This is a genomic window from Bradyrhizobium sp. SZCCHNR2028, from assembly GCF_032380995.1.
In the GTDB taxonomy this organism is placed as follows: Bacteria; Pseudomonadota; Alphaproteobacteria; order Rhizobiales; family Xanthobacteraceae; genus Bradyrhizobium.
On record NZ_JAUHJF010000005.1, the window covers coordinates 252,381 to 268,804 of the forward strand.

14 protein-coding genes are annotated in these 16,424 nt (G+C 65.4%); 11 read left to right on the top strand and 3 right to left on the bottom strand.

Annotated features, from left to right (window positions below; all coding sequences use genetic code 11):
- The first annotated feature begins 60 nt into the window (after nucleotides 1–60).
- From QX121_RS11430 to QX121_RS11470, 9 genes are all read left to right on the top strand, one after another.
- The gene (locus tag QX121_RS11430; protein WP_315811958.1) at nucleotides 61–1,611 is read left to right on the top strand and encodes a flagellin; all 1,551 of its coding nucleotides are present in this window, start codon (nucleotides 61–63) and stop codon (nucleotides 1,609–1,611) included.
- Between the two features lie 226 nt (nucleotides 1,612–1,837).
- Nucleotides 1,838–2,233, top strand: coding sequence for a flagellar biosynthesis repressor FlbT (gene flbT, locus QX121_RS11435; RefSeq protein ID WP_315740791.1), 396 nt, complete (start codon nucleotides 1,838–1,840; stop codon nucleotides 2,231–2,233).
- Nucleotides 2,234–2,491: 258 nt separating this feature from the next.
- The gene (locus tag QX121_RS11440; RefSeq protein WP_315775350.1) at nucleotides 2,492–5,287 is read left to right on the top strand and encodes a hybrid sensor histidine kinase/response regulator; all 2,796 of its coding nucleotides are present in this window, start codon (nucleotides 2,492–2,494) and stop codon (nucleotides 5,285–5,287) included.
- A 26-nt stretch (nucleotides 5,288–5,313) separates the two neighbouring features.
- Entirely contained in the window at nucleotides 5,314–5,787 is a 474-nt protein-coding gene (locus QX121_RS11445; protein ID WP_315740790.1) for a chemotaxis protein CheW, read from the top strand.
- 30 nt (nucleotides 5,788–5,817) lie between these two features.
- Complete coding sequence (locus tag QX121_RS11450) at nucleotides 5,818–6,207, top strand: response regulator (protein WP_315716971.1); 390 nt, start codon at nucleotides 5,818–5,820, stop codon at nucleotides 6,205–6,207.
- A gap of 29 nt (nucleotides 6,208–6,236) precedes the next feature.
- A complete protein-coding gene (locus tag QX121_RS11455; RefSeq protein WP_315811959.1) occupies nucleotides 6,237–7,106 on the top strand; it encodes a protein-glutamate O-methyltransferase CheR in 870 nt (289 codons plus the stop codon).
- A 34-nt stretch (nucleotides 7,107–7,140) separates the two neighbouring features.
- On the top strand, nucleotides 7,141–7,464 hold the full coding sequence (locus QX121_RS11460; RefSeq protein WP_315740788.1) for a PilZ domain-containing protein: 324 nt from the start codon (nucleotides 7,141–7,143) through the stop codon (nucleotides 7,462–7,464).
- Between the two features lie 197 nt (nucleotides 7,465–7,661).
- Nucleotides 7,662–8,171: a response regulator gene (locus QX121_RS11465; protein WP_315777233.1), complete on the top strand. Its 510-nt coding sequence runs from the start codon at nucleotides 7,662–7,664 to the stop codon at nucleotides 8,169–8,171.
- Between the two features lie 458 nt (nucleotides 8,172–8,629).
- Nucleotides 8,630–9,265, top strand: coding sequence for a response regulator transcription factor (locus tag QX121_RS11470; RefSeq protein ID WP_315717165.1), 636 nt, complete (start codon nucleotides 8,630–8,632; stop codon nucleotides 9,263–9,265).
- A gap of 99 nt (nucleotides 9,266–9,364) precedes the next feature.
- Here QX121_RS11470 and QX121_RS11475 read toward each other — a convergent pair whose 3' ends face one another.
- The 3 genes from QX121_RS11475 to QX121_RS11485 all read right to left on the bottom strand — a co-directional run bounded on the left by QX121_RS11475 (nucleotide 9,365) and on the right by QX121_RS11485 (nucleotide 14,504).
- Entirely contained in the window at nucleotides 9,365–12,976 is a 3,612-nt protein-coding gene (locus QX121_RS11475) for a PAS domain S-box protein (protein ID WP_315740786.1), read from the bottom strand.
- Complete coding sequence (locus QX121_RS11480) at nucleotides 12,957–13,391, bottom strand: response regulator (RefSeq protein WP_315811960.1); 435 nt, start codon at nucleotides 13,389–13,391, stop codon at nucleotides 12,957–12,959. Before QX121_RS11480 ends, QX121_RS11475 begins: the two co-directional genes overlap by 20 nt.
- Nucleotides 13,392–13,793: 402 nt before the next feature.
- Nucleotides 13,794–14,504 carry a GntR family transcriptional regulator gene (locus QX121_RS11485; protein WP_315773920.1) on the bottom strand — a complete coding sequence of 237 codons (711 nt, stop codon included), beginning with the start codon at nucleotides 14,502–14,504 and terminating at the stop codon, nucleotides 13,794–13,796.
- Between the two features lie 123 nt (nucleotides 14,505–14,627).
- On the opposite strand from QX121_RS11485, the gene QX121_RS11490 reads away from it, so the two are divergent.
- Complete coding sequence (locus tag QX121_RS11490) at nucleotides 14,628–15,659, top strand: ABC transporter substrate-binding protein (protein ID WP_315740783.1); 1,032 nt, start codon at nucleotides 14,628–14,630, stop codon at nucleotides 15,657–15,659.
- A complete protein-coding gene (locus QX121_RS11495; protein ID WP_015663656.1) occupies nucleotides 15,659–16,423 on the top strand; it encodes an ABC transporter ATP-binding protein in 765 nt (254 codons plus the stop codon). The genes QX121_RS11490 and QX121_RS11495 overlap by 1 nt, the downstream gene beginning before the upstream one ends.
- Nucleotide 16,424 lies beyond the last annotated feature (1 nt).

Here is a 16,424-nt window from a genome sequence, read left to right on the forward strand (position 1 = left end):
GCCATCGCCGACAGAACGGTGCGGCGATGTTTACTCATGTTCATCCAGAAGGGAATGACAATGTCAGGTATCGTCCTCTCCGCGTCGGTTCGCCAGAACCTGCTCTCGCTCCAGTCGACGGCTCAGCTCCTCGCCACCACGCAGAACAACCTCTCCACGGGCAAGAAGGTCAACTCGGCGCTCGACAATCCGACCAACTTCTTCACCGCCCAGGGTCTCGACAACCGCGCTTCCGACATCTCCAATCTGCTCGACGGCATCGGCAACGGCGTGCAGGTGCTGCAGGCCGCCAACACCGGCATCACCTCGCTGCAGAAGCTCGTCGACAGCGCCAAGTCGATCGCCAACCAGGTGCTGCAGAGCTCCGTGGGCTATTCCACCAAGTCCAGCGTCACCTCGGCGGCTCTGACCGGCGCGACCGCCACCGACCTGCTCGGCTCCAGCTCGACGGCTGTGACCGGCTCGGTCGTGAACAACGACAACACCTCGAGCGCGGTGGCGATCACCGGCTCGACCAAGCTGTCGGGTACGGCAGGCACCGCGTCGAACAACCTCGCCACCGGCATCACCTCCGGTGAGACGCTGGTCGTCAACGGCACCACCTTCACCTTCGTCACCGGCACGTCCTCGTCCGGCACCAACATCGGCATCGGCGACAGCGTCAGCAACCTGCTGTCGGCGATCCAGACCCAGACCGGCGTGACCGCGTCGATCACCGCGGGTGCGATCACCCTGACGCCTCCGGCGGCGGGATTGACGCTCTCGGGCAGCACCGGCACCTTGGGCAAGCTCGGGCTGACTGCCGTCGGCGATGGCTTGTCAGGTCAGACCTTGACGGTCGGCGCCACAGGAGGTGGCACCGCGACCAGCATCACGTTCGGTCTAGGGACAGGACAGGTCAAGTCGCTGAACGATCTCAACGCCAAGCTCGCAGCCAACAACCTGCAGGCCACGGTCGACTCGTCCACCGGCAAGATCTCGATCACCACGACCAACGACGCGGCTTCGGCCACGATCGGCGCGATCGGTGGTACGTCGGCTGCGGCCAGCCAGGCCTTCAATGGTCTGACGGCGGCGGCTCCGGTGGCGGATGCGACCGCGCAGACGCAGCGCGCAAGCCTGGTCTCGCAGTACAACAACGTGCTGGCGCAGATCAACACGACCGCTGCTGACGCTTCGTTCAACGGCATCAACCTGCTGAACGGCGACACGCTGAAGCTGACCTTCAACGAAACCGGCAAGTCGACGCTGTCGATCACTGGTGTCACGTTCAACTCGGCGGGCCTCGGCCTCTCGACGTTGACCTCGGGCACCGACTTCCTCGACAACAGCTCGGCGAACAAGGTCATCGGCGTGCTCAACTCGGCGAGCTCCACGCTGCGCAACGAGGCCTCCACGCTGGGTTCGAACCTCTCGGTCGTGCAGGTTCGTCAGGACTTCAACAAGAACCTGATCAACGTGCTGCAGACCGGCTCGTCGAACCTGACGCTGGCCGACACCAACGAGGAAGCGGCCAACAGCCAGGCGCTGTCGACCCGCCAGTCGATCGCGGTGTCCGCGCTGTCGCTCGCCAACCAGTCGCAGGCGAGCGTGCTGCAGCTCCTGCGCTAAGGCGCGGGCGGCACCCACGAACATCGGAGGCGGCGGGGCTTGCCCCGCCGTTTTCGGCTCTAGAATATTCGAAGATTGACGTCGCTCGGCTTCGGCGTCTGCGGCGCCGGATCAGCCGGACAGCGAGCACGAGAGCAACGTCGTGTCGACGCGAATGCAGCCTGCCGACGACGCCGCTCCCGAGAGGAGACTCCCGAGAGGAGCCTTCTGAGAGGAGAGTTGGGCCATGCCCCTGCGGGTCGAGCTGAAGCCTTTCGAGCGCATCGTGATCGGCGACAGCGTCATCGTGAATTCGAACACGCGCGCCCGCTTCATCGTCGAAGGCGACGCGCCTATACTCCGCGAACGTGACACCGTCACCGCCGAGACCGCCGATACGCCGGCCAAGCGCCTCTATCTCTGCGTCCAGACAATGTACCTGAAGAACGACGCGATCCGCTATCGCGCGTCCTATCTCGCCTGCATGAACGAGTTGCGCAGGGCGATTCCGGAAGCCGCCGGCCAAGCCGAGACGGTGGATCGCCATGTCACGGAAGGAGCGCTGTACAAGGCGCTGAAGGAGATCAGGGCGCTGATCGAGCGAGAGGATCGCGCAGTCGCGCCGGCCGAAGCGATGCCTTGACATTCCGGCCGCCGAAGGGGCCGGGCTCGCCGCAGCCTGAGAGGTTGATGCTACGTCCGTATTAGCACGGACAATAAAATTAACGGGACGGATAAAAGCCCCACCTAACGATGGCACGGACAGAAAGTCTGTTCAGCCCAGTCAGCGAGGGCCGGGCATCGATCCGCGCGGCTGGTGAAGGCTGGGACCGACCGTTGCTCTGACAGGGATCAGCGGTCGCCCCGTGACCGCGGCGCCAATTCTTGGAAGGCCAGTTTCATGGATGACCTGTTGCGTGAGTTCCTGACGGAGACCAGCGAGAGCCTGGACACCGTCGATAATCAATTGGTGCGGTTCGAGCAGGAGCCGAACAACGCCAAGATCCTCGATAACATCTTCCGGCTGGTGCACACGATCAAGGGGACCTGCGGCTTCCTCGGCCTGCCGCGGCTCGAAGCGCTGGCGCATGCCGCCGAGACCCTGATGGGCAAGTTCCGCGACGGCATGCCGGTCACCGGCGAGGCCGTGACGCTGATCCTCACCACCATCGACCGCATCAAGGACATCCTCGGACAGCTCGAGGCCAACGAGGCCGAGCCCGAGGGCGAGGACCGCGATCTCATCAGCGAGCTCGAAGCCATGGTCGAGCGCGGCATGGCGGCAATGGCCGCGTCGGCGGAGCCGATCGCGATAGCCGGCGAGACCGCGCCACCGCTTGCGCCTGCAGCGCCGGCCGCGCCCGCGGTCACGCACGGCTCGCTGATCGACCAGACGCTGGAGCGTCCGCTGCGTCCGGGCGAAGTGTCGCTCGACGAGCTCGAGCGCGCCTTCCGCGAGACCGCGATCGAGTTGCCGCCCGCGCATGAGAAGGCGCCTGAGCCCAAAGCCGCTGCCCCGGCGCCGGTCGCCAAGGCCGGGCCTGCCAAGGCGGAAGCAGAGGCCAAGGCCGAGGCGCCGAAGAAGGCGGCGCGCGCCAAGGCCAATGCCGATGGCGAGGTGCACGAGAACGACAAGGTCGCCAACCAGTCGATCCGCGTCAACGTCGACACGCTCGAACATCTGATGACGATGGTCTCGGAGCTGGTGCTGACCCGCAACCAGCTGCTCGAGATCGCCCGCCGCAACGAGGACACTGAGTTCAAGGTGCCGCTGCAGCGGCTGTCCAACGTCACCGCCGAGCTGCAGGAGGGCGTCATGAAGACGCGCATGCAGCCGATCGGCAATGCCTGGCAGAAGCTGCCGCGCATCGTCCGCGACCTCGCCACCGAGCTCGGCAAGCAGATCGAGCTCGAGATGCACGGCGCCGACACCGAACTCGACCGCCAGGTGCTCGACCTGATCAAGGACCCGCTCACCCACATGGTGCGCAACTCCGCCGATCACGGCCTGGAGACGATGGCCGAGCGCGCCGCGGCCGGCAAGGCCGAGCAGGGCACCATCCGGCTGTCCGCCTATCATGAAGGCGGCCACATCATCATCTGCATCGCCGACAACGGCCGCGGCCTCAACACCGAGCGCATCAAGGCCAAGGCCTTGGCGAACGGCCTCGTCACCGAGGCCGAGCTCGAGAAGATGACGGAAGCGCAGATCCACAAGTTCATCTTCGAGCCGGGCTTCTCGACCGCGGCCGCCGTCACCTCGGTCTCGGGCCGCGGCGTCGGCATGGACGTGGTGCGCACCAACATCGACCAGATCGGCGGCACCATCGACATCAAGTCGGTGCTCGGCGAGGGCACCTCGGTCACCATCAAGATCCCGCTGACGCTCGCGATCGTCTCGGCGCTGATCGTCGAAGCCGGTGGCGACCGCTTCGCGATCCCGCAATTGTCGGTCGTCGAGCTGGTGCGCGCGCGCGCCAACTCCGAGCACCGCATCGAGCGCATCAAGGACACCGCGGTGCTGCGCTTGCGCAACAAGCTGCTGCCGCTGATGCATCTGAAGAAGCTCTTGAAGATCGACGACGGCTCGTCGACCGATCCGGAGAACGGCTTCATCGTGGTGACGCAGGTCGGCAACCAGACCTTCGGCATCGTGGTCGACTGCGTGTTCCACACCGAGGAAATCGTGGTCAAGCCGATGTCGACCAAGCTGCGTCACATCGACATGTTCTCGGGCAACACCATCCTGGGCGACGGCGCCGTGATCATGATCATCGATCCGAACGGCATTGCCAAGGCGCTCGGCGCCGCCGGCTCGGCCTCGCAGGCGGTATCCGACGAACACGCCGCGCATCACGCGATCGGTGGCGAGCAGCTCACCTCGCTGCTGGTGTTCCGCGCCGGCACGGCGCAGCCCAAGGCGGTGCCGCTGGCGCTGGTCACGCGCCTGGAGGAGATCGCGGCCGACAAGATCGAGATCTCCAACGGCCGCTACATGGTGCAGTACCGCGACCAGCTGATGCCCTTGGTGCAGATGGAAGGCGTGTCGGTGCAGACGTCGGGCTCGCAGCCGATCCTGGTGTTCGCCGACGAGACCCGGGCGATGGGCCTCGTGGTCGACGAGATCATCGACATCGTCGAGGAGCGGCTCAACATCCAGGTCTCCGGCGCCAAGGACGGCATCCTCGGCTCGGCGGTGATCAAGGGCCAGGCGACGGAAGTGATCGACGTCGGCCACTTCCTGCCGATGGCGTTCGCCGACTGGTTCATCCGCAAGGAGATGGCGACCGAGTCGCAGACGCAGTCGGTGCTCTTGGTCGACGACTCGCCGTTCTTCCGCAACATGCTGGCGCCGGTGTTGAAGTCGGCCGGCTACAAGGTGCGCACGGCGGCGTCGGCGATCGAGGGCCTCGCCACGCTGCGTTCCGGGCACAGCTTCGACATCGTCGTCACCGACATCGAGATGCCGGAGATGAACGGCTTCGAGTTCACCGAGGCGATCCGCGCCGACCAGAACCTGAACCAGATGCCGGTCATCGCGGTGTCGTCGCTGGTGTCGCCGGCGGCGATCGAGCGCGGCCGCCAGGCCGGGCTCTACGACTACATCGCCAAGTTCGACCGGCCCGGCCTGATCGCGGCGCTGAAGGAACAGATCGAGGAACGGGCGCGCGCCGAAGCCAACCGGCGGGCCGCGTGACAGCAAGCGGACAGGAGCAGCGTGCGATGAGCAGCAAGATCGAAACCACCGAAGGCGCCGCCGTCGAATACGTCACTGCGATGATCGGCGGCCAGCTGTTCGGCCTGCCCATCTCCCGGGTGCAGGACGTGTTCATGCCGGAGCGGGTGACGCGGGTGCCGCTGTCGTCGGCGGAGATCGCCGGCGTCCTCAACCTGCGCGGCCGCATCGTGACCGTCGTCGACATGCGGGCGCGGCTCGGCCTCGCCCGCGCCGAGGACGGCAAGCCGCCGATGGCGGTCGGCGTCGATCTGCGTGGCGAGTCCTATGGTCTCCTGATCGATCAGATCGGCGAGGTGCTGCGGCTGCCCGAGGAGAGCCGGGAGGAGAACCCGGTCAATCTCGACCCGCGCATGGCGAAGCTCGCCGGCGGCGTGCACCGCCTCGACGGTCAGCTGATGGTCATCCTCGATGTCGATCGCGTGCTCGAGCTCCTGCCGAAGGCAGCAATCGCCGCCTAGTCCGTCAACCGTCCCATAGGGGAGACAACAATGAAGAGCTGTCTGGTCGTGGATGACTCCAGCGTCGTGCGCAAGATCGCACGCCGTATCCTGGAGGAGCTGGGCTTCTCCGTCGTCGAGGCGGAGGATGGCGAGCGGGCGCTCGAGATCTGCACCAAGAGCCTGCCGGACGCCATTCTGCTCGACTGGAACATGCCCGTCATGGACGGCTATGATTTCCTCGGGCGCCTGCGCCGGCTGCCGGGCGGCGAAGGCCCGAAGGTGGTGTTCTGCACCACGGAGAACGACATCGATCATATTTCGCGCGCGCTGAACGCTGGCGCCAACGAATACATCATGAAGCCGTTCGACAAAGAGATTGTCGCCGCCAAATTCCAGGAAGTCGGTCTCATCCAGGCGCTGTCAGCCGAATCCGCCTGATCCCTTCGTCTGCCCAGAAGAGGCCGTCCGTGAACCAGCCTGATTATGAGTTCCTGCGCAAGCTGCTTCGAGACAAATCGGGTCTCGATCTGTCTGCCGACAAGCAATATCTGATCGAGAGCCGCCTGCTTCCGCTCGCGCGCAAGGCCGGTCTCGCCAGCATCAGCGATCTCGTCCAGAAGCTGAAGGACGGGTCGAGCGCCCTGATCAGTCAGGTCGTCGAAGCGATGACGACCAACGAGACGTTCTTCTTCCGCGACAAGGTCCCGTTCGATCACTTCCGTGACGTGATCATGCCGGAGCTCCTCAAGGCCCGCGCCAATCGCAAGTCGATCCGGATCTGGTGCGCCGCGTGCTCGACCGGCCAGGAGCCGTATTCGCTGGCGATGTCGCTCAAGGAGATGGGATCTGCGCTCAGTGGATGGCGCATCGAGATCATCGCCACCGATCTCTCCCAGGAAGTGCTCGAGAAGTCGAAAGCGGGTCTCTACAGCCAGTTCGAGGTGCAGCGCGGGCTGCCGATCCAGCTTCTGGTCAAATATTTCAAGCAGGCAGGCGAGCTCTGGCAGATCAATTCCGACGTGCGCGGCATGGTCCAGCATCGGCAGCTCAATCTGCTGCACGACTTCTCCCAGTTCGGCACGTTCGACGTCGTGTTCTGCCGCAACGTGCTGATCTATTTCGATCAGGACACCAAGATCAACATCTTCGGCCGGCTCGCCAAGCAGATGGAGCCGGACGGCTTCCTCGTACTCGGTGCTGCCGAGACCGTCGTCGGCCTCACCGACGTGTTCAAGCCGCTCACGGACCGGCGTGGCCTGTATCGCCCGAGCGGGATCGCTTCCGCGGCGAAGGCGCCCGCTCCGGGAATGCCCAGGATCGCGGCCGCGGGCAACTAGATGTTCCCGCAGCCCAACAGAGCAGGACGCGAAGATGTCTGACGAGAACAAAGGTACGGAGCGCGTCACCTTCAGCCGCGGCTACGATGTTTGCATCATGGGCATCGACGGGACCTGGCGCAGGGACTGCCAGCTCAACGCCATCTCGGACAACGACGCGGTGCTGACGGTCGAAGGATCGATCCAGGGATTGAACCTGAAGGAGTTCTTTCTGCTGCTGTCCTCGACGGGGCTCGCCTACCGCCGGTGCGAGTTGGTCCGGGTCAACGGCTCGGAGATGGACATCCAGTTCATCAAGGGAAAGAACAAGAAGAAGCGTGGCAACGCTTCCGCCGGCCAGGAAACGACCGTCAACTAATTCGTCTTCCGGCAGCGCGGCGCATTGCGCGCCCACCGCTCGGGAAGCTTCCGCGCGCGAAGCGACGAGGAGACGCGTCGCCCTGGATCCTGCGCAAGTCCTAAGGCCGGGGGCCTTTTTTCGGAGAACCGCTTTACGCCGCCGCAGGGTCGGACGTGTATGACAATGACCTCGGTCAAATTTTCCAGGAACGACCAATGCCGGTCATGAGTTCGGAACTTGCACCCAGCCGGCCGGAGCGCGCGGACGATGGCGAACGGCGCGCGTTGCAGCTCTTGGTCGTCGACGACGACGCCGCGCAGCGGACGCTGATCGCGCTGGCGGCCAAGCAGGCCGGCCATGCCGTAACGGTCGTGGCCACCTGCAGCGACGCGATCCGCGAGGTGCGCAACAAGCGCTTCGACTGCGTGACGCTCGATCTCATGCTTGAGGATGGCGACGGGACCGAGGTCCTCAAGGTCATCGCAGATACCCGCTTCGCCGGTTCCGTGATCGTGATCAGCGGCATGGATGCGGCGAAGCGAATTGAGGCCCGGCTGCTCGCGCGCTCGCTCGGGATCGACCTGCAGAGTCTGCCGAAGCCGGTCGATCTGGCGGCGCTGCGCATCTGCCTTGCCAATCTCGGCAAGACTGCGCTCGGCCTGCCCGTGGTTCACACCTGGGGCGGCGTCGCAGCCGAAAGTGTTGCCGCGAAGCATCGGTCCTGAGAGACCTGCATCGGCACAAGCCGCGGTCCAGAGTGCACATGCTGTGCAACGTCCAAATCCCGCCGATCTCTGATCAAGACGAGGGCAAGGCTGGCTGAGGACTGCACGTCTTGTGTCAAATGCCGTGCAGATTTTCGTGGCAAGAGCCGTGCAATGGTCTGGCACCGAGCATGCCCGTTCGGCGTGGTGCAAGCCGGCAACGCCGATGCGATCAGAGTTTGACGTCGATCATGACGCTGTCGACGTTGATGTGTTTTGCAAAGCAGCATGCCGCTCACGACGGCTGCCTTGAGATCGTGTCCAGATCGTGGTCTCGTGAAGGCGGTCACCGATCTGCAGCTACTACTTGTGGGTTAGGACCATAAACCGTACAAATACGGGTGCCCAAAGCACCCGACGAGTATGGTATCATAAGACGCGCTTTCATTGTTTCTTCTCCTTTGCAAGAGCAATCGCCCATGGCCGAACAAACAACTTCCCGCGGTGAGATCTTTGTCGTCGATGACGATCCAGCCGTGCGTGACACCCTCTCGATGGTCTTGTCGGCGGGTGGGTATGAAGTGATCTGTTTTGCGGACGGCGCCGCGCTCCTGGCGGTGGCGCGGAGCAGGACACCGGCCTGTATCCTGCTCGACGTGCACATCCCCGGAAAGTCGGGTCTCGACATTCTCAGGGAACTGCACGGCGAGGACTATCCGGCTCCGATCTTCATGATCTCGGGCCAGGGCGACATCCCGATGGCCGTGAACGCGATCAAGAACGGGGCGCTCGACTTCATCGAGAAGCCGTTCCGCGGCAGTGAGATCGTGGCCCGTCTGAACGAGGCGATCGGCGCGTTCGCGCGGCGGCAGAAGGAGAACGCCTCGCCGAAGATCGGCTCGCTGCATTTCCCCGGCCGCGAGCCGCTGACGCGGCGCGAGCGCGAGGTCCTGGAACAGTTCACGGCGGGGGCCTCGAACAAGGAGGCGGGGCGCACGCTGGGCATCAGCCCGCGCACGATCGAGGATCACCGCGCCAACATCATGAAGAAGCTCGGCGCGCGCAACGCGGCCGATCTGATCCGCATTGTGATGACGGCGTCGCGCGCCAATTGAGCCGATGGCCGGGCCGCCCGCACGTGGCCTCGCTCTGGAGCAGCGGCAATCGCAAGCGCCAGGCCGCGTTGGTCAGGCCGCATGCTCAAGCCGCATTGCTCAAGCCTCGGTGGCGGCGAGCGCCTTGCGGATCATCTTGGCGAGCTCGGATTTGCGGTATGGTTTCGGCAGCAGAAGAATTCCCTCGTCGAGCCGGCCGTGATGCACCACGGCATTTTCGGTGTAGCCGGAGGTGAATAGGACCCGCTGCGCCGGGCGAATCCGCTGGATCTCGGATGCGAGCTGGCGGCCGTTCATCGTCCCCGGCATGATGATGTCGGTGAAGAGCAGATCGAACGGCTCCCCGGCATTGGTGATCGCCAGCGCTTCGGCGGCATTGGCCGCCTCCAGCGTCGCATAGCCCAGCGCATGGAGCTGGGCGAGAACGTAGCCGCGTACCAGCCGATCGTCCTCCACCACCAGGATCGTCTCCTGGCCGCCCTGGATCGCCGGCGCGGCGCCCGATGGCTCCGTGACCGCCTCTTCGCTGCCCGGCGGCAGGTACATCCGGATCGTGGTGCCGTGGCCTTCTTCGCTGTAGATCCTGATGTGTCCGGCCGATTGCTTCACGAAGCCGTACACCATCGACAATCCGAGGCCCGTCCCCTTGCCCGGCCCCTTCGAGGTGAAGAACGGATTGAACACCTTGTCGATGATGGCGGCCGGAATGCCGCTGCCACTGTCGCTCACCGCGATCATCGCGTAGCGACCGGGCCGCACGTCGTCGTAGAGACTTGCGTAGTTCTCGTCGAGGTCGGCCCAGCCGGTCTCCAGGATGAGCTTGCCGCCATTCAGCATCGCGTCGCGGGCATTGAGCGCGAGGTTGATGACCGCCGTGGCGAGCTGGTTCGGATCGACATGCGCCACGCAGGTCTCGTCCTGGAAGACGGACTCGATCTCGATCTGCTCTCCGAGCGTCGGCCGCAGCAGCTTGGCCGTGTCGATCATCAGCGTGTTGACGTCGACCTCGCGCGGCTGCAGCGGCTGCCGGCGCGCAAAGGCGAGCAGATGCTGGGTGAGATCGGCACCGCGCGCGGCGGCCTCGTCGATCATCCTGGTGATCGCGGCGAGCTGCGGCTCCTTGGCCACGGCCGCGGCGAGAATCTCGATTGTGCCGGTGATCACGGTGAGGATGTTGTTGAAGTCGTGCGCGATGCCGCCGGTGAGCTGGCCGATCGCCTCCATCTTCTCGGACTGGCGGATCCGCTCCTCGGTCGCGATCTTGTCGGTGAGGTCGCGGAAGAAGCCGTTCAGCACGAAGCCGTTGCGGGTCTTCAGCGCGGTCACGCTGAGCTCGGCCTTGAACTCGCGGCCGTCGCGCCGCTTCACCATGACCTCGCGCCGACGGCCGACCCCGAGCGCGCTCGCTTGTCCGGTCATCAGGATGCGGCCGAGCGCCTCGCGCAGCTCCTCGCCGACGTCCCCGACCGTGATCACGTCGAACACGTCCTTGCCGATGATCTCGGCGCGCGACCAGCCGAAGATCTTCTCGGCCTGGGAGTTCCAGTTGAGAATGGCGCCGTTGTCGTCGACCTGGACGAAGGCATCGAGCGCGGTCTCGATGATGTTGCGGGCGAGCTGCTCGCTCTCCCGCAGCGTCTCCTGCGCCAGCCGGCTCTCGGTCATGTCGCGCCCGATGAAGAAGTGGCGCTGCACCGGCTCCGACCAGTTCGAGGTCCAAGACAGCGTCACCACGCGGCCGTCCTTGTGGACGTAGCGGCAGTCGGAGGTGCGTGCGCGCAGGCCGAGGCGCGAGGCGCGAAGCTCCTCGCGTGCTTTGAGCAGATCGCCGGAGTGGATGAAATCCGCGCCGCTGCGGCCGATCATCTCGGCCGGCGTATAGCCGAGAATCGTCTCCACGCTCGGTGAGACCTGGACCAGGATGCCATTGCGGTCGGTGATGAGGATCAGGTCCCGCGACGTCTCGAAGATGCGCCGCCGCTCCTCGGTCTGCTGGCGCAGCGCCAGCTCGGTCCGGCGGCTCTCGGTGACGTCGCGTGCGATCTTGGAGGCGCCGATGATCTGGCCCGTCGGTGATTTGATCGGCGAGACGCTGAGCGAGACCTGGACCAGCTCACCGTCCTTGCGGATCCGCACCGTCTCGAAGTGCTGGATCCGCTCGCCGCGGGCCATGCGCGCCAGAATGTCCTGGGCCTCGGCCATGCGCTCTGGCGGCACGAGGAAATCCGCACGGCGGCCCACGGCCTCCTCGGCGGAGTAGCCCAGCATGGCCTCGGCTGCCGGATTCCACGCAGTGATGGTGCCGTCCAGCGACAGCGTCACGATCGCGTCGTTCGACGATTCCACCGCTGCACTGTAGAGGCGTTCGCGGGCGGCGAAATGGTCGCGCGCCGCTTCGGTCAGGTAATGCTCCTGGACTTCGCGCTCGAGCTCGGCGGTCTTGGTGCGAACCTCGTCCAGCACGCGGGCAAAGGCGCGCGCCAGCACGCCGGTCTCGCCGACCGCCTCGAGCGGAATGTTCACCGCCTCGCCGCGGCCCACGCCCTCGACGGCCTGGGTCAGCTGGTTGATCGGCCGCGTCAGCGAGCGCGCGACCACGAAGGCGAGCGCGGCTGCGCACAGCATCGCGATCAGGCCGACCTCGATCGCCGTCTTGCGGATGGCGAGGGCGGGCGCCATGAAGGCGGTGTTCGGGATCGTCTCGATCACCGCCACCCATTCCTGTCCCGCGAGCAGCGCCGGAGCGAAGGCGACGCCGCCGGGACGATCGGCCTCGTCGTGCAGGATCTGCGCGAAACCTTCGGCGCTGCCCGTCGCGCCGGCGAGCGTCGGAAAATCGTCCTGCCATCGCGTCGATCGGCCGCGCTTGGAGGCGAATTCCCGGTCGGATTCGGGATGGAAGAGATAGTCGCCGCGGGCGTTCACCAGGTAGAGCTGGGCGCCCGGCCGGGCCGCGGCGCGCAGATGCGCGAAGATCGGGCGCATGTCGAGATCGATCATCAGGATCGCGTACGGCTTGCCGTCCGGCGCGAACACCGGCGTGCCGACGCACAGCATCGGCACGCCTGTCTTGGGATCCGTCGTGTTGCCGTCGAGAATGATCGGCGAGAGTCGGATGCCGCCGGGCGGCAGGCTCAGCGTCTCCTTGATGTAGTTGCGTTCGCCGCGCGTGATCAGCTCGTTCTCCGGAACGATCCGCACCGTGTTGCCCGGCCCGAGCCGGTCGACCCGGAGCAGCTCGCGATAATTGTTCTCGATCCCGACAAGGCGGATCATCGCGTAGGTCTGCTTGGCCTGCAGCTCAGCGAAGTAGCGCATTGCGACCCGCTCGCGCCACGACTGCGCCGGCAGCCCTTCGCGGGGATCGGGAGCCCCCGTCTTCAGCGTGCGTATCAACGTTGCCAGATTTGGCGAGGCGCGATAGCCGTTGATGTCGTTGCGGGCACCGCCGACATAGTTTTCGAGCTCGGTCGCCATCAGGCGCGAATGCGACTCGATTCGATCGAGCGCGCGCGGCAGCAGCGCCCGCTCGAGGCTGCGGTAGCCGAGCCAGCCGACGGCGAACACCGCGATCGCGACCAGCAGGATCATCGCGACAGCCAGTCGCGTCGTCAGCGTGATGCGGCCGCCGAGCCGCGGACCCTCGCTCGCGGGCTGCGCGCCGCTCAGCAGGGGCTCTTCGCTTCGGCTGTCAGGAGTTCGGAACAGCATCGTGGCCTGGCCTGGGTCGAATAGCCTGATCGCCTGCCGATGCCAGGCAATCGGAAACCATCGTCAGGAGGGCTGCCGGCTTGAACGGCTTGGGCAATGCGGAAACCGCTCCCAGCTTGGTGGCCATGGCAAGATAGTCGGGCTCTGACATCGAGGTCGGGGTGTGGGGACGTCCCGAGGTCATGATGATCGGAACACCCGGCGTTTGCTTGAGGATCATGCGCATCGCCTCCAGCCCGTCCATGCCCGGCATGAAGATGTCCAGGATCACCAGGTCGAAGCTCTCGCTTTTGAAGCGGACGAGCGCCTTCTGGCCGTCACCGGCGATGCCGACGACGTGACCGGCCCGTTCGAGCACGCGCTGAATTGTCAGCTGCATGAGCGGATCGTCGTCCACGACCAGAATCTTCGCCACGCTCCGCATCTCCCGATTGGCTGGCAGCAAGACCAACGGTCAGTTGTAAAGGTTTTGCCCAATTCGCGGCGCGCCGCAAGCGCTTCGCCGCGCAAGTCACATGCAGGATGGGACGCGGTGGTCGATGTCCCGTGCGGGCGAAGGGTGGACCATCCGGGCGCCGTGCCTGCATTCGAGGCGCTCGCGCCGTAGTTGCATGGCGCGGAGCGCTTCACAATCGCCTCGTCCCGGCGAGGGCAGTCGCGCTGAATGCACAATATTTGAGCACATGTCTAAGGTCGACGATCCCGGGCGGCGCGACGGGTGGGAGACGATGCGGACCTGCACGGGACGGAGTGACCACAGGAGCGACATGCCGGGGTGCGGCGTGACACCGCTTACGGCCTCCGATTGGGCGGGCCGCTAGCCGCTGAGATAGTCCGGCCAGCGGCCGCGAATGGTCGCGAGGTCGCTCAGCGTGCCGGTCAGGTGCTCGCGCAGATGCGTCTGCGCCTCGTCCGGCCGGCCCGCGGCGATCGCGTCGACGATCTGCTTGTGGTGGCGCAGGATGGTCTGCGCCTTGCCGGGCGAAGGCAGATGCAGCCGTCGCAGCCGGTCGATGTGACCGCTGCGGCTGCGGACCAGACTCCACAGCTCGTGCTTGTCCGCGGCGGTGTAGAGCCGCTCGTGGAATGCGTTGTCGACGATCGTGAACGAGGTGAAGTTGCCGTCCTTGGCGAACCGTCTCTGCTGGGCGATCAGGGCATGCAGCTCGTCGATCGGGGCCGCCGCCGGTGTCAGCGCGAGCAGCCGCACGATCTCGAGCTCCAGCGCCTGGCGCAGGAACTGCGCCTGCTGCGCGCGTGCCACGTCGATGCGGCTGACCAGGGTCGCATGCTGCGGGAAGACGTCGACCAGGCCCTCTTCGGCCAGCCGCATCAGCGCGTCCCGGATCGGTGTCGAGCTGAGGCCGAACTCGGCTTGCAGCGCCGGTCGCGACAATGGCGCTCCCGGCGGCAGCGCCAGCGCGATGATCTGGTCGCGCAACCGCTCGAAGACCTGCGGTGCCGCGCGCCGGCTCGGATCGAGCCGTTCGGGCGGGAGAACCGCAGCAGGCGTCGCGGGCAATGCCATTTGGTCGGACGTCCGGCTCGAATGTCGCAGGGCAGAACAGCCCTTGTCAGAGATGCACTAATGCATCAGTGCATCTCTCCGTCGGCCGTCAAGAAGGAGCCGGCACGCGAGGAGGGATGTCCCATGTTCGAGAAGTTCGGGCGCTCGGCCGCACGAGCCGCCGGCCTGCTGGCCGCGCTGCTGGTCGCGGCGGCCTGGAATGACGCCGCACAGGCCCAGCAGAAGACCGAGGTCTCGCTGTCGCGCCAGCCCGGCATCTTCTACATGCCGAGCCACATCATCGAGAAGAACAAGCTGATCGAGAAGCATGCTGCCGCGCTTGGCGTGCCCGGCGTCACCACCAAATGGCTGACCTTCTCCGGCGGCGGCGCGCAGACCGATGCGCTGCTGTCGGGCAGCGTCGACATTCTCAACACCGGCACCGGCAATCTGCTGTTGTTGTGGGACCGTACCCGCGGCGGCGTGAAGGGTATCGTCGCGACCTCCGCACAGCCGATGACCCTGATCAGCCGCGATCCCAACATCAAGTCGATCAAGGACTTCGGTCCCAGCGACAAGATCGCCGTGCCGACCGTCAAGGTCTCGACCCAGGCCATCGTGCTGCAGATCGCGGCCGCCGAGGCGTTCGGCGCCGATCAGTGGAACAAGCTCGACGCCAACACCGTGCAACTCGGCCATCCCGACGCCTATACCGCGCTTTCGAACCCGCAGCACGAGGTGCACAACCATTTCTCGATTCCGCCCTATACGTTCCTCGAATTGAAGAACGTCCCCGGCGCGCACGTCGTGATGAATTCGCCCGACGTGATGGGTGGACCGCTCAGCCAGGCGCAGTTCTTCACCACGACGAAGTTCGCGGACGCTAACCCGAAGATCATCCAGGCGGTGCGCGACGCCACCAAGGAGGCGCAAGACCTGATCCGCAGCGATACCCGGACGGCGGTGGAGATCTACAAGGAGATCACCGGCGACAAGACCTCGGTCGAGGATCTGCTCGCCTGGCTCAAGGAGCCCGGCATGATGGAGTGGAATCTGGAGCCGCAGGGCACGATGAAGTTCGCCGCGCATCTCGCCAAGATCGGCACCATCAAGACCCAGCCCAAGGCCTGGACCGACTATTATCTTCCGGTCGCCCATGATCTGAAGGGCAACTGATGTCTGCGCTGCTCGACGTCGATGGCGTCACTTTGCGCTACAAGACCTCCAGCGCCGTGATCACGGCGACCGAACGCGTCGGCTTCTCCGTCGACCGCTCCGATCGCTTCGTGCTGCTCGGACCGTCCGGCTGCGGCAAGTCGACCCTGCTGAAGGCGGTCGGTGGCTACATCAAGCCGAGCGAGGGTCGGATGCGCATCAACGGCCGCGAGATCACCGGTCCCGGCGCCGACCGCATGATGATCTTCCAGGAGTTCGACCAGCTGCTGCCGTGGAAGACCGTGCTCGCCAACGTGATGTTCCCGCTGCTGACGGCGCGGCGCATGCCGCGCAAGGAGGCCGAGAGCCGAGCCCGCGCCTATATCGAGAAGGTCGGGCTGACGCGCGTCGTCGATGCCTATCCGCATACGCTGTCGGGCGGTATGAAGCAGCGCGTCGCGATCGCCAGGGGCATGGCGATGGAGCCGGACATTCTCTTGATGGACGAGCCGTTCGCGGCGCTCGACGCGCTGACGCGGCGGACCTGCCAGGACGAGCTGTTGCAGCTCTGGAACGAGACCAAGTTCACGGTGCTGTTCGTCACGCATTCGATCGCGGAAGCCATCAAGATCGGCAACCGCATCCTGTTGCTGTCGCCGCATCCGGGGCGGGTCAAGGCCGAGGTCATCGACGTTGACAAGGTCTCGGCCGAGGATGGCAGTGCCGCACGCCTGGAGAAGCAGATCCATGATCTCCTGTTTTCTGAACCCGCAACGGCACATTGAG